The following is a 13,954-nucleotide window of genomic DNA, read 5'->3' as shown; positions in this document are numbered from 1 at the left end:
GTTATTCTTATCATCCCGAATAATTGAAATCAGGGGCAAACGGCTGTTTTCACAGTCAATTGCCCCGATTTTCACTTAGTGATAGCAAAAATGATGCACCACCTGGGCGATCAGTTCGCGAGTCGGCTTAATAAATGCGGTATCGATAAATTCATCCGGCTGGTGTGCCTGATTGATCGATCCCGGGCCTAAAACCAGCGTCGGGCAGATTTCCTGAATAAACGGTGCTTCGGTGCAGTAGTTCACCACTTCGGTTTCGGTCCCCAGCAGTTTCTCCACCACCTGCACCAGCTGGTGCTCACGCGGGCATTCGTAGCCCGGGATTGGCGGGTGCAGTTCGCCAACGGTCAGTCGACCCGGCCAGCGCGCACTGACCGGGGCCAGCGCGTCATTCAGCAGCTCATCGAGATCGCTTAACGTCAGCCCCGGCAGCGGGCGGATATCCATATGCAGCTCGCAGCAGGCGCAGATACGGTTGGCCGCATCACCGCCGCTGATGTGGCCGAAGTTCATGGTCGGATAAGGAATGGCGAAGCCGTCGTGGTGGAAGCGTGTCTTCAGCGTGTTGCGCAGCTCCATCAGCTGGGTGATTGACTCATGCATCAGCTCAATGGCATTGACGCCGCGCCCCGGATCGCTGGAGTGGCCGGACTGGCCCTGAATGCGGATCACGTTAGACAGATGGCCTTTGTGCGCCCGCACCGGTTTCAGCGAGGTAGGCTCACCGATTATCGCGCAGTCCGGGCGTAGCGTGGTGGATTCAGAAAAGAATTTCGCCCCGGCCATGGTGGTCTCTTCATCGGCGGTGGCGAGGATATACAGCGGCTTTTTCAGCACTGACACGTCAATATCACGCAGGGTGTCTAAAATAAAGGCGAAGAAACCTTTCATGTCGGCGGTGCCGAGGCCGTAAAGCTTGTTGTCGTGCTCGGTGAGAGTGAACGGGTCGCGCGTCCAGCGGCCATCGTCAAACGGCACCGTGTCGGTGTGGCCGGCCAACAGCAGGCCACCTGCGCCTTCGCCGCTCTTCGCCAGCATATTGAATTTGTTGCGCGTGCCGGGCACCGGCTGCACTTCCACGCTGAAGCCCAGATCGCGGAACCAGCCGGCCAGCAAACTGATTAAAGTTTCATTACTCTGGTCGAGCGCGCTGTCGGTGGCGCTGATTGATGGCGTTGCAATCAGTTGGCGGTAAATCTCAATAAAAGGGGGTAATTTTGTCTTCACTGTTGACAGTCCTTGGGTTAGGATAGTATCAATATTCATGCACTAATAGTGAATAAAAATACAATATCAGCGACCAGATGGAAACCAATAATTCTATCTATCACAGAGAGCGAGTTGAGTTGATGACCAATCCGTTAATTATCAAGTTAGGCGGTGTGCTGCTGGACAGCGAAGAGGCGCTTGAGCGTCTGTTTACTGCACTGGTTAGCTACCGTACCACGCATCAGCGACCGCTGCTGATCGTTCACGGTGGCGGCTGCCTGGTCGATGAACTGATGAGCAAGCTGGCGCTGCCGGTGAAGAAGAAAAACGGTTTGCGCGTTACTCCCGCCGATCAGATCGACATTATCACCGGGGCGCTGGCGGGTACAGCGAACAAAACCCTGCTGGCCTGGTCGAAAAAACATGGCATTGATGCCGTTGGCCTGTGTCTCGGCGACGGCGGCAGTGTTGAGGTGGCACAGTTTGATGATGAACTGGGTCACGTGGGGCTGGCAACGCCGGGTTCCCCACGCCTGATTAATACGCTGCTGGGCGCGGGCTATCTGCCCGTGGTCAGCTCAATCGGCATCACCGCTGATGGCCTGCTGATGAACGTCAACGCTGACCAGGCGGCGACGGCACTGGCCGCGACGCTGGGTGCCGATCTGGTCCTGCTCTCGGACGTTAGCGGTATTCTCGATGCTAACAAGCAGCGCATCGAAGAGATGACGGCGGAAAAAGCCGGGCAGCTGATCGCTGACGGGGTGATTACCGACGGTATGATCGTTAAAGTGAATGCTGCACTGGAAGCCGCCCGTACTCTGGGCCGCCCGGTGGATATCGCCAGCTGGCGCCATGCCGAACAGCTGCCGACCCTATTTAACGGCGTGTCCATCGGCACCCGTATCCTCGCTTAAACAGAAACGTTTTCAAGGAAAAGACAATGCAAGACAAAAGCATCAAAAAAATCGTACTGGCTTACTCCGGCGGTCTGGACACTTCGGCCATTATTCCATGGCTGAAAGAGAACTACGGCGGTTGTGAAGTGGTGGCGTTCGTGGCGGATATCGGTCAGGAGCGTGGCGATCTGGAAGGCGTTGAGCAGAAAGCGTTACAGTCCGGTGCGTCAGAATGTCACGTGGTGGACCTGCGTGAAGAGTTCATCAGCGAGTACGTTTATCCGGTGCTGCAGACCGGTGCGCTGTATGAAGGCACTTACCTGCTGGGGACGTCGATGGCGCGCCCAATCATTGCTAAAGCGCAGGTTGAGCTGGCGCTGAAAGTGGGGGCTGATGCCCTGTGCCACGGCGCAACCGGTAAAGGTAACGACCAGGTACGTTTCGAAACCACCTACACTGCGCTGGCTCCCCAGCTGAAAGTGGTCGCGCCATGGCGTGAGTGGAACCTGCGTTCCCGTGAAGCGCTGCTGGACTATCTGAAAGAGCGTAATATCCCGACCACCGCGTCGCTGGAGAAAATCTACAGCCGTGACGAAAATGCGTGGCACATCTCTACCGAAGGCGGCGTGCTGGAAAGCCCGTGGAATGCCCCGAACAAAGATTGCTGGGTGTGGACCGTCGATCCGCTGGAAGCACCGGATCAGCCTGAGCAGGTTACCGTTTCCGTAGAGAAAGGCCGCGTGGTTGCCGTCAATGGTGAAGCGCTTAGCCCGTTCGGCTGCCTGGACAAACTGAATGCCATTGGTGCGCGTCACGGCGTGGGCCGTATCGACATCGTGGAAAACCGTCTGGTGGGCATCAAGTCCCGCGGCTGCTACGAAACGCCTGGCGGCACCATCATGGTTAACGCGCTGCGCGCGGTTGAGCAGCTGGTTCTGGACCGTGATAGCTTCAAATGGCGTGAGCAGCTGGGCCTGGAAATGTCCTATGTCGTTTATGACGGTCGCTGGTTCGCACCGCTGCGTAAATCCATTCAGGCTTCTGCCGCTGCACTGGCGGAAGATGTGAACGGCGAAGTGGTGCTGCAGCTGTACAAAGGCCAGGTGACCGCTATCCAGAAGAAATCGGCCAACAGCCTCTATTCTGAAGAGTTCGCCACCTTCGGCGAAGACGAAGTGTACGATCACCGTCACGCGGGCGGCTTTATCCGTCTGTTCTCGCTCTCTTCACGCATCCGCGCGCTGAACGAGAAGAAGTAATATTTCGGGCGAGGTAACTCGCCCCTACAGGCATTCGTAGGGGCGGCACATGTGCCGCCCTTATTACATTATTTGAAGGGAGTACGCATCATGGCACTTTGGGGTGGACGGTTTACGCAGGCTGCAGATCAACGTTTCAAGTTATTCAATGACTCACTGCGCTTCGACTATCGTCTGGCAGAGCAGGACATCACCGGTTCCGTTGCCTGGTCCAAAGCGCTGGTGACCGTCAATGTTTTAACCTCCGATGAGCAGCAGCAGCTGGAAGGCGCGCTGAATGTTCTTTTGGAAGAAGTGCGCGCGAATCCACAGCAGATTCTGGAAAGTGACGCCGAAGATATTCACAGCTGGGTGGAAGGCAAGCTGATCGACAAAGTCGGTTCGCTGGGCAAAAAGCTCCATACCGGCCGTAGCCGTAACGATCAGGTCGCGACCGACCTGAAACTGTGGTGTAAGGCGCAGGTCAGCGAGCTGCTGATCGCCACACGTCAGTTCCAGCAGGCGCTGATCGCCACCGCGGAAGCCAATCAGGACGCGGTGATGCCGGGTTATACCCACCTGCAGCGCGCCCAGCCGGTGACGTTTGCACACTGGTGCCTTGCCTATGTTGAGATGCTGGCGCGCGACGAAAGCCGCCTGCAGGACACGCTGAAGCGCCTTGACGTCAGCCCGCTGGGCTGTGGCGCACTGGCAGGAACCGCCTATGAAATCGACCGCGAGCAGCTGGCCGGCTGGTTAGGCTTTGCCTCTGCCACCCGCAACAGCCTTGATACCGTTTCTGACCGCGATCATGTGCTGGAGCTGCTGTCCGATGCGTCTATCGGTATGGTGCACCTGTCGCGCTTTGCCGAAGACCTGATCTTCTTCAATACCGGTGAGGCGGGCTTTGTTGAGCTGTCTGATAAAGTGACTTCCGGCTCTTCCCTGATGCCGCAGAAGAAAAATCCGGACGCGCTGGAGTTGATCCGTGGCAAAGTGGGCCGCGTACAGGGTGCCCTGACCGCGATGAGCATGACGCTGAAAGGCCTGCCGCTGGCGTACAACAAAGATATGCAGGAAGACAAAGAAGGGCTGTTCGACGCGCTCGATACCTGGTCTGACTGTCTGCATATGGCGGCACTGGTGCTGGATGGCATTCAGGTGAAACGTCCGCGCTGCCAGGAAGCGGCCGAGCAGGGCTATGCTAACTCCACCGAGCTGGCGGATTATCTGGTCGCCAAAGGCGTACCGTTCCGTGAAGCGCACCATATTGTCGGTGAAACCGTGGTGGAAGCGATCAAGCAGGGCGTGGCGCTGGAAGCACTGAAGTTATCTGATTTGCAGAAGTTCAGCAGCGTGATTGGCGAGGATGTTTACCCGATCCTGTCGCTGCAATCCTGCCTCGACAAGCGTAATGCGCAAGGCGGCGTCTCACCGCATCAGGTATCGAAAGCGATTACCGCAGCGAAGCAGCGTCTGGCGTAATCGCGTTGTGGGTCGGCAAGTCCGACCCCTGGGTAAAGTTGTAGGGGATGGGCATACCATCCCCTTTTTGTTTTACGCCGCGAAGAACTGCTCTAAATCATCGCTGCCGCCGATGTGGCGCCCGCCGATAAACACCTGTGGCACGGTGGAGCGGCCGCTAACGGCACGCAGGCTGACGGTGGTCGCATCCTGGCCCAGCACGATCTCTTCAAACTGAATCCCACGGTCAATCAGCATCTGTTTTGCCTTGGCGCAGAACGGGCAGCCCGGCTTGCTGAACAGGGAAACGGACTCCTGCACCTTATATTCCGGCGCAACATAGCGCAGCATGGTATCCGCATCGGACACTTCAAACGGGTCGCCCGGCTTGTTTGGTTCGACAAACATTTTCTCTACCACGCCGTTGCGCACCAGCATTGAGTAGCGCCATGAGCGCGGACCAAAGCCAAGGTCGGCTTTCTCAACCAGCATCTCCATACCGCGGGTGAAATCCCCGTTGCCATCGGGAATAAAGGTGATGTTCCCGGCGCGCTGATCGGCTTTCCAGGCGTTCATCACAAAGGTGTCATTGACCGACACGCACAGGATGCTGTCCACGCCATGTTTTTTGAACACGTCGGACAGCTCGTTGTAGCGCGGCAGATGGCTGGAGGAGCAGGTTGGGGTAAATGCGCCCGGCAGTGAAAAGACGATCACCGTTTTATCTTTAAACAGCTCATCAGTGGTGACGTCGACCCAGCTATCGCCCTGACGCGTGTGAAAAGTGACCTGCGGGATTGATTTACCTTCCTGACTTGCAAACATAAAAGACCTCTTAATAAACGGATAAGGCTGCTGTATTTCTGCAGGGGCACATTATTGTCATTCAGGCTTGATAGGGATAATCGTTGGTTGCTATGCTATCTATCGTCACGGGCTATCGTGGAATAGAGGATTGAGATGAACATTCGTGATCTGGAGTATCTGGTTTCGCTGGCGGAACATCGCCATTTTCGCCGTGCCGCCGATGCCTGCCACGTCAGCCAGCCAACGCTGAGCGGGCAGATCCGCAAGCTGGAAGATGAGCTGGGCGTGATGCTGCTGGAGCGCACCAGCCGCAAAGTGTTATTCACCCAGGCCGGGCTGCTGCTGGTGGATCAGGCGCGTACCGTGCTGCGCGAAGTGAAAGTGCTGAAAGAGATGGCCAGCCAACAGGGCGAGGCGATGTCCGGCCCGCTGCATATCGGCCTGATCCCAACCGTTGGCCCGTATCTGCTGCCGCAGATTATTCCTTCGCTGCATCGGACCTTCCCGAAGCTGGAGATGTATCTGCACGAAGCGCAGACTCAGCAGCTGCTGGCGCAGCTCGATAGCGGCAAGCTGGACTGTGCCATTCTGGCGCTGGTGAAAGAGTCGGAAGCGTTTATTGAAGTCCCGCTGTTTGACGAACCGATGAAGCTGGCAATCTATGCCGATCATCCATGGCATGAGCGCGATCGCGTGCCGATGTCGGATCTGGCCGGTGAGAAGCTGCTGATGCTGGAAGACGGACACTGTCTGCGCGATCAGGCGATGGGCTTCTGCTTCCAGGCGGGTGCCGATGAAGATACGCACTTCCGCGCAACCAGTCTGGAAACGCTGCGTAATATGGTGGCGGCAGGCAGCGGGATTACGCTGTTGCCATCGCTGGCGGTGCCTAAGGAGAGAGTACGCGACGGGGTGTGTTATCTCGACTGTTATAAGCCGGTTCCACAGCGCACCATCGCGTTAGTGTATCGCCCCGGTTCACCTCTGCGCGGCCGCTATGAGCAGCTGGCTGAGGCGATCCGTGAACATATGCAGGGCGTGATGAGCAGCGGCGCGTTAAAACAGGCGGTTTAAGCCGTTTAGCGCCGCCACCCGGTAGGCTTCCGCCATTGTCGGGTAGTTAAAGGTGGTATTCACGAAGTACTCAATCGTGTTGCCACCGTTTTTCTGCTCCATAATCGCCTGACCGATGTGAATGATCTCCGCAGCACGCTCGCCGAAGCAGTGAATGCCGAGGATCTCTTTGGTCTCGCGGTGGAACAGGATTTTCAGGCTACCGACGTTCATGCCAACGATCTGCGCACGCGCCAGGTGTTTAAACTGCGCACGGCCCACTTCGTAAGGCACCTTCATCGCCGTCAGCTGCTGCTCGGTTTTACCAACGGAGCTGATTTCCGGGATGGTATAGATACCGGTTGGGATATCTTCAATCAGGTGTGCGGTCGCTTCACCTTTTACCATTGCCTGGGCAGCAATACGGCCCTGATCGTAGGCGGCAGACGCCAGGCTTGGGTAACCAATCACATCCCCCACCGCGTAGATATGCGGCTGCGCCGTCTGGTACATGCTGTTAACCTTCAACAGACCACGACCATCCGCCTCCAGACCGACGTTTTCCAGCGACAGTGAGTCGGTGTTACCGGTACGGCCATTGGCGTAAAGCAGGCAGTCGGCTTTCAATTTTTTGCCGGATTTCAGATGCATAATCACGCCATCTGCCACCCCTTCAATTTTCTCAAACTCTTCGTTATGACGAATAACTACGCCATTGTTCCAGAAGTGGTAGGAAAGCGAGTCTGACATTTCCTGATCGAGGAACGCCAGCAGGCGGTCGCGGGTGTTGATCAGGTCAACCTTGACCGACAGGCCACGGAAAATTGACGCGTACTCACAGCCGATCACCCCGGCGCCATAGATAATCACATGGTCCGGTTCGTGGTGCAGGTTGAGGATAGAGTCGCTGTCGTAGATGCGTGGATGGGCAAAGTCGACATCCGGCGGATGATAAGGGCGTGAACCGCAGGCGATAACGAATTTGCTGGCGGTCAGGCGTTCAATCGTGCCGTCATGGCTTTCAACTTCGATGGTGTTGGCATCAACAAAACGTGCATCACCCTGGAACAGCTCACAGTGATTACGCTCGTAGAAACCCTGACGCATGCGGGTTTGCTGGCTGATAACGTTTTCGGTGTGATTCAGAATGTCGGCAAAAGAAGAACGCAGAAGACGTGTGTGGTCGCTATACAGTGGGTTCTGGTTAAACTCGATAATGCGGCTGACGGCGTGGCGCAGCGCTTTCGAAGGGATGGTTCCCCAGTGTGTACACCCGCCGCCGATATTGTGGTAGCGCTCGATAACGGCTATGCGCGCTCCCTGTTTCACCAGCCCCATTGCGGCACCTTCACCGCCCGGACCGGAACCAATAACAATGGCGTCGTAATCATAAGACTGTTGCATACCAATACGTCCTATTTCTTATACAATTTTACAACGAGATTCTAACATCTCAGCGCGCAGTTCCCAATTGTAACCGTATTTTTTGCCATCAATTGCCAAATTACAGGGTTAACAGGCGTTCACAAAGTTTGACCCACTGTACGCTGAAATTTTTGCTATAGTGCCCCCTTGCAGGCAAAACAGGCACTAATATGGGCGTCAGAGCGCAGCAAAAAGAACGTACACGGCGTACACTTATCGAAGCGGCGTTTAGTCAATTAAGCGCCGAGCGGAGTTTCGCCAGCCTTAGCCTGAGGGAAGTTGCCCGCGAAGCCGGTATCGCCCCAACGTCATTTTATCGTCACTTTCGTGATGTAGATGAATTAGGGCTGACCATGGTGGATGAGAGCGGCCTGATGCTGCGTCAGTTGATGCGTCAGGCGCGTCAGCGTATTGCCAAAGGTGGCAGCGTGATCCGCACTTCCGTCTCCACCTTTATGGAATTTATCGGCGATAACCCAAATGCCTTTCGCCTGTTACTGCGTGAACGTTCAGGAACCTCCGCTGCATTTCGTGCTGCGGTGGCGCGTGAAATTCAGCACTTTATTGCCGAACTGGCCGACTATCTGGAAATAGAAAACCGCATGCCGCGCAGCTTTACTGAAGCGCAGGCGGAAGCGATGGTCATTATTGTGTTTAATGCCGGTGCGGAAGCGCTGGATATTGACGCTGAACAGCGCCGCCAGCTGGAAGAACGACTGGTGCTGCAGCTGCGGATGATCTCGAAAGGGGCGTACTACTGGTATCGTCGTGAACAGGAGAGGCTGGCGGTGACGCTGGAATCCAAAGACTAAAAGGGTGGTGACATGAATTTAGCTACGAGCCGGGACAAGGGAACGCTACTGCTGACCTTTATTGCCGGGCTTTCACTCAACGGTTCATTTTCGGTACTGTTCAGTTCACTGGTACCATTTTCTATCTTCCCGCTCATCACGCTGTGCCTTGCTGCCTGGTGCCTGCATCAGCGCTATCTGAACCGTGCGATGCCGGACGGGATGCCTTCGCTGGCCGCTGCGTTTTTCCTGCTTGGTATTCTGCTGTATAGCGCAATGGTGCGGGCGGAATACCCTGATATCGGTTCGAATTTTGTGCCGACCGTGCTGATGGTGGTAGTGGTGTTCTGGATCGCGATGAAGTGGCGAGCACGTAAAGTTAGCTGAATACAGCCGGGCGACAGGCGTCGCCCGACAATCATTCATCAGCGGCGAGTCAATAGCACGCCGCACTCCATATGATGGGTATACGGGAACTGGTCGAACAGCGCCAGGCGCGTCACCTCATGCGTAGCCGACAGCGTGGCGAGGTTATCGCACAGCGTCTGCGGGTTGCAGGAGATATACAGGATGCGTGGATAAGCCTGCACCATCTTCACCGTTTCCTCATCCAGACCGCTGCGCGGTGGGTCGACGAAGATGGTTTCGCACTCGTAGCTGGTCAGATCGATCCCTTCCAACCTTCTGAAGCTTCTTTCACCGTTCATCGCCTGGGTAAACTCTTCTGCCGCCATGCGAATGATCTGCACGTTATCGATCTGGTTCACCGCGATATTGTACTGCGCAGAGGCAACGGAAGGCTTGGCGATCTCGGTCGCCAGCACCCGACGGAAATTGCGCGCCAGCGCCAGTGAGAAGTTACCGTTGCCGCAGTACAGCTCCAGCAGGTCACCGCTTGAATTGCGCGTGGTATCCAGCGCCCACTCCAGCATCTGCACATTCATTGCCGCATTCGGCTGAGTGAAGCTGTTCTCCACCTGGCGGTAGATCATCTCCCGACCGTCGATAGTCAGACACTCGTCGACATAGTCGCGGTCGAGGCAGATCTTAGTTTTGGTGGCGCGGCCAATCAGATGCAGATCAAACCCTTCGGCACGTAGCGCGTCGCGCAGAGTGCTGGCGGCCTGCTGCCACTCTTCATCCAGCTTGCGGTGATACAGCAGGGAGACCACGATCTGGCCGCTGACCGTTGACAGATAGTCAATCTGGAACAGCTTATAGCGCAGAACGTGCTGCTCTCGGGCAGCGGCAATCAGACGCGGCATCAGGCGGTTAATCAGCTCGCTGGCTGCCGGGAAGCTGTCGACGCGAATGCGGTCGCGCGTCTCCTGATCGAAAATGATGTGGTAGAGGTCATCACCGTCATGCCAGACGCGGAATTCGGCGCGCATCCGATAGTGGCTTACCGGTGAACGGAAGACCTCGACCTCGGGAGCGTTAAACACGGACATCATCGACGTCAGTCGTGTCACTTTCTCGGCGAGTTGGTCATCGTATTGTTCAATAGGCAGCTGTTCGGGCGTCATGGTTATTCCTGAATATTTGGCGGTGATAGCCGGGCGATTGTAGGGATTCTTTAACTCATGTCCAGTATTGTGCAAAAATCGTCATTTATGGATGTCCGGATATCTGGATTTCTAATTTTATTGAACTTAAACTGCGGCTCCGGCCTCCCCGCGAGTTAAAAGGGAATCCAGTGCAAATCTGGAGCTGACGCGCAGCGGTAAAGAATGTCGTGACAATAGCGTAACGCAGACACTGTCTCAGGACGGGAAGTCATTGCCACCAATGCTCAAAATACTTCGCGTTACAGGAAGGCGGCAAATAAGTGAGTCCCAATGAGCTTACAGTAGTAAGTGATTCGGGTGAATGAGTGAAGCCAACGCACATGTAACGTGCAGTATGACGAGCAACCGATTCTGAGCCCGAAGACCTGCCGGAATAACGTCGCATTTCTTACGATCATCGCGTGCTATCGATCGTATGCCTGCGGCATCCTGCACTTCTTTTGGATGCTTGGTCATGTTTACAACAAAAAACAAAAACACGCTGCTGGCGTTTAGCGCTACGGCGATTTCCCTCTGGGCGCAAAACGGCTTTGCACAAGTCAGTAATGAAGAGACGCAGGTGGTGACGGCGAATCGTTTTGCGCAACCCGTCTCTTCCGTGCTGGCACCCACGACGGTCGTCACAAAAGAGCAGATCGACCGCTGGCAGTCGAAAACGCTGACGGATGTGATGCGCCGCTTGCCCGGCGTTGATATCGCTCAAAACGGCGGAATGGGCCAGCAAAGCTCGCTGTTTATTCGCGGAACCAACTCTAACCACGTGCTGGTGCTGATTGATGGTATTCGCCTGAATCAGGCGGGCATTAGCGGTGCGTCCGATCTTAGCCAGATCCCGGTTTCTCTGGTTCAGCGCATTGAATATGTGCGCGGGGCGCGCTCAGCGGTCTATGGTTCGGACGCGATTGGTGGCGTGATTAATATCATTACCGGACGTGATAAGCCGGGTACCACGCTGAACGCCGGTATCGGTTCAAATGGCTATCAGTCCTATGACGGTTCCACGCAGCAGCGCCTGGGGGAAAATACCCTGGTGACGCTGGCCGGCAGCTACACCTATACCAAAGGCTACGATGTGGTGGCTGGATACCCGAATGCATTCGGTGACCCTGCCCAGCCGGATCGCGATGGCTTTATGAGTAAATCCCTGTACGGGAGCGTGGAGCATCAGTTTAATGATGAGTTCACCGGTTTTTTCCGTGGTTATGGCTTTGACAACCGCTCTGACTATGATGGTTCACTGGTCTACGACAGTTCCTCCTTCGCTTTATTGGGCATGCCGGATACCCGCCAGCTCTATAGCCAAAGCTGGGATACCGGGCTGCGTTTCAACCGCGGGATTTACTCCTCACAGCTGATTGCCAGCTACAGCCACACGAAAGATCTCAACTTTGACCCGTCAAAAGGGCGCTATGGCCCGGCCTCGACGTTAGATGATGTGCAGCAATACAACTTGCAGTGGGGTAATACGCTGGCGGCCGGTTATGGTACGGTTAGCGGCGGCGTTGACTGGCAGAAGCAGACATCAGAACCTGGCACTAATTATGTTGCGGCGGGCCAGGAGCAGCGTAACACCGGCATCTACGCCACCACACAGCAGAAACTGGGTAGCGTGACGCTGGAAGGCGCGGTGCGCGGCGATGACAATAATGCTTTTGGCTGGCATAACACCTGGCAGAGCAGCGCGGCCTGGGAGTTTGTCGATGGCTACAGCGTGTTTGCTTCCTACGGTACTGCTTTTAAGGCTCCTAACCTCAATCAGGTTTACAGCGAAAGCTACGGTAATCGCGATCTGCAGCCTGAGAAAAGCAAGCAGTGGGAAGGGGGCTTTGAAGGGTTAACCGGGCCGGTAAACTGGCGTTTTTCCGGCTATCGTAACGATATCGATGATTTGATCGATTTCGATTCCACCTCGCATTACAGCAATATTAAGAAAGCGCGTATTAAAGGTGTGGAGGCGACGGCGTCCTTTGATACCGGTCCACTGGCGCATACCCTATCTTACGACTATCTTGACCCGCGTAATGCCGTGACCAATGAAGTGCTGGCGCGCCGTGCTAAACAGCAGGTTAAATATCAGCTGGACTGGGCCGTGGCGACGTTTGACTGGTCCCTGAGCTATCAGTATCTCGGTCAGCGCTATGATACCGACTACAGCGTTTATCCAAGCCCGCGTGTAAAAATGGGCGGCGTAAGCCTGTGGGATCTTGCAGTTTCGTATCCGGTCACATCCCATCTCACCGTTCGTGGTAGAATTGCCAACCTGTTCGATAAAGATTACGAGACAGCGTATGGTTATGAAACCCCTGGACGGGAATACTACCTCAGCGGCAGCTACAACTTCTAAAGAACGGCCCACCGTGCTGGTGTTTGACTCCGGCGTCGGTGGGCTTTCAGTCTATGATGAGATCCGCAAATTGCTGCCGGACCTCCATTATCTCTACGCTTTCGACAACGTTGCCTTTCCTTATGGCGAGAAGTCGGAAGAGTTTATCGTTGAGCGCGTGCTCGCTATCGTTGAAGCGGTCACCCGCCTCTATCCTCTTGCGTTAGTGGTTATCGCCTGTAACTCGGCAAGTACCGTGACGCTGCCGGCCCTGCGCGCACGCTTTGAATTTCCGGTGGTGGGCGTCGTACCTGCCATTAAACCTGCCGCACGCCTGACGCGTAACGGTGTCGTTGGCCTGCTGGCAACGCGCGGCACCGTTAAACGCCCTTATACTCATGAGCTGGTGGCGCGTTTCGGTAGCGAATGCAAAACGGAGATGATCGGTTCGTCAGAACTGGTGGCGCTGGCGGAAGCAAAACTGCATGGGCAACCGGTAGCAATAGAAGAAGTGAAGCGCGTTCTGCAGCCGTGGCTGCGGATGCAGGAGCCACCGGATACGGTGGTGCTGGGCTGTACCCACTTCCCTCTTATTAGTGAAGAGCTGCAACAGGTGCTGCCGGAAGGGACGCGTTTAATAGATTCTGGCGCGGCGATTGCGCGACGCACCGTCTGGTTACTGGAAAATGTATCCCCGCATGCCGTTTCCGCGGATGCCAATATCGCTTTTTGTATGGATATTACTGAACAAGCTGTGCAATTAATGCCCGTTTTACAGCGTTATGGCTTCGAAAAGCTCGAAAAACTGGCTGTTTAAGGGTGTTTAGAGCAAAAAAACAGCACTCAAAAAGTTTTTTACGATTTGCCCTTGTCAGCCTCCAGAAATTCCCTATAATGCGCCTCCACTGACACGGAACAACGGCTTACAGGCCAGCGTGTTAAGAGGTTCAGGAAGTTCTGAACCGCCGGAAAAACTTCTCAAAAAGAAGTTGACTCCGAAGGAGGAAAGCGTAATATACGCCACCTCGCGACAGGATGCCCCGGCACTGCTCGCAACGCTCTTTAACAATTTATCAGACAATCTGTGTGGGCACTCGCAGGATTGATATCAACGTCTCCGGACGTAAAAAATATCAAGCCTCACGAGTGAACACATAATGAAATTCATTATGACGTT

At 55.3% G+C, this 13,954-nt stretch carries 12 protein-coding genes and 1 riboswitch; of the genes, 8 read left to right on the top strand and 4 right to left on the bottom strand.

Features of this window, described 5'->3' with window-relative positions; genetic code table 11:
• Window positions 1-75: 75 nt before the first annotated feature.
• On the bottom strand, window positions 76-1,227 hold the full coding sequence (gene argE, locus ID864_RS20660; protein WP_048914290.1) for an acetylornithine deacetylase: 1,152 nt from the start codon (window positions 1,225-1,227) through the stop codon (window positions 76-78).
• Between the two features lie 122 nt (window positions 1,228-1,349).
• Here argE and argB point away from each other — a divergent pair, with 122 nt between their 5' ends.
• The 3 genes from argB (at window position 1,350) to argH (ending at window position 4,831) form a co-directional block, all read left to right on the top strand.
• The gene (argB, locus tag ID864_RS20655) at window positions 1,350-2,126 is read left to right on the top strand and encodes an acetylglutamate kinase (protein WP_048914298.1); all 777 of its coding nucleotides are present in this window, start codon (window positions 1,350-1,352) and stop codon (window positions 2,124-2,126) included.
• Window positions 2,127-2,152: 26 nt separating this feature from the next.
• Window positions 2,153-3,367, top strand: a complete 1,215-nt coding sequence (locus tag ID864_RS20650) for an argininosuccinate synthase (RefSeq protein WP_048914291.1) — start codon at window positions 2,153-2,155, stop codon at window positions 3,365-3,367.
• Window positions 3,368-3,457: 90 nt separating this feature from the next.
• Window positions 3,458-4,831, top strand: a complete 1,374-nt coding sequence (gene argH / locus ID864_RS20645) for an argininosuccinate lyase (RefSeq protein WP_048914292.1) — start codon at window positions 3,458-3,460, stop codon at window positions 4,829-4,831.
• A gap of 72 nt (window positions 4,832-4,903) precedes the next feature.
• Here argH and ID864_RS20640 read toward each other — a convergent pair whose 3' ends face one another.
• On the bottom strand, window positions 4,904-5,635 hold the full coding sequence (locus ID864_RS20640) for a glutathione peroxidase (protein WP_048914293.1): 732 nt from the start codon (window positions 5,633-5,635) through the stop codon (window positions 4,904-4,906).
• 135 nt (window positions 5,636-5,770) lie between these two features.
• On the opposite strand from ID864_RS20640, the gene oxyR reads away from it, so the two are divergent.
• Entirely contained in the window at window positions 5,771-6,691 is a 921-nt protein-coding gene (oxyR, locus tag ID864_RS20635; RefSeq protein ID WP_048914294.1) for a DNA-binding transcriptional regulator OxyR, read from the top strand.
• Here oxyR and sthA read toward each other — a convergent pair.
• On the bottom strand, window positions 6,674-8,074 hold the full coding sequence (gene sthA / locus ID864_RS20630) for a Si-specific NAD(P)(+) transhydrogenase (RefSeq protein ID WP_048914295.1): 1,401 nt from the start codon (window positions 8,072-8,074) through the stop codon (window positions 6,674-6,676). The genes oxyR and sthA overlap by 18 nt on opposite strands.
• 191 nt (window positions 8,075-8,265) lie before the next feature.
• Between sthA and fabR the strand changes: the two genes are divergently transcribed.
• Together fabR and ID864_RS20620 are read left to right on the top strand one after the other, a co-directional pair.
• The gene (gene fabR, locus ID864_RS20625; protein ID WP_048914299.1) at window positions 8,266-8,907 is read left to right on the top strand and encodes an HTH-type transcriptional repressor FabR; all 642 of its coding nucleotides are present in this window, start codon (window positions 8,266-8,268) and stop codon (window positions 8,905-8,907) included.
• Window positions 8,908-8,919: 12 nt separating this feature from the next.
• Window positions 8,920-9,273 (top strand): YijD family membrane protein, encoded by a 354-nt coding sequence (locus tag ID864_RS20620; RefSeq protein WP_048914300.1) that lies wholly within the window; start codon window positions 8,920-8,922, stop codon window positions 9,271-9,273.
• A gap of 38 nt (window positions 9,274-9,311) precedes the next feature.
• Here the strand turns inward: ID864_RS20620 and trmA are convergent, their stop codons facing one another.
• A complete protein-coding gene (gene trmA / locus ID864_RS20615) occupies window positions 9,312-10,412 on the bottom strand; it encodes a tRNA (uridine(54)-C5)-methyltransferase TrmA (protein ID WP_191150299.1) in 1,101 nt (366 codons plus the stop codon).
• A gap of 123 nt (window positions 10,413-10,535) precedes the next feature.
• Window positions 10,536-10,841: riboswitch (cobalamin riboswitch) on the top strand.
• 67 nt (window positions 10,842-10,908) lie between these two features.
• Between trmA and btuB the strand changes: the two genes are divergently transcribed.
• Both btuB and murI read left to right on the top strand, forming a co-directional pair.
• Complete coding sequence (gene btuB, locus ID864_RS20610) at window positions 10,909-12,798, top strand: TonB-dependent vitamin B12 receptor BtuB (RefSeq protein ID WP_191150298.1); 1,890 nt, start codon at window positions 10,909-10,911, stop codon at window positions 12,796-12,798.
• On the top strand, window positions 12,743-13,594 hold the full coding sequence (murI, locus tag ID864_RS20605; RefSeq protein WP_048914303.1) for a glutamate racemase: 852 nt from the start codon (window positions 12,743-12,745) through the stop codon (window positions 13,592-13,594). The genes btuB and murI overlap by 56 nt, the downstream gene beginning before the upstream one ends.
• The last annotated feature ends 360 nt before the right edge of the window (window positions 13,595-13,954 follow it).

Source organism: Erwinia aphidicola, assembly GCF_014773485.1.
Classification (GTDB): Bacteria; Pseudomonadota; Gammaproteobacteria; order Enterobacterales; family Enterobacteriaceae; genus Erwinia; species Erwinia aphidicola.
This window is presented reverse-complemented; position numbering and strand designations above follow the sequence as displayed.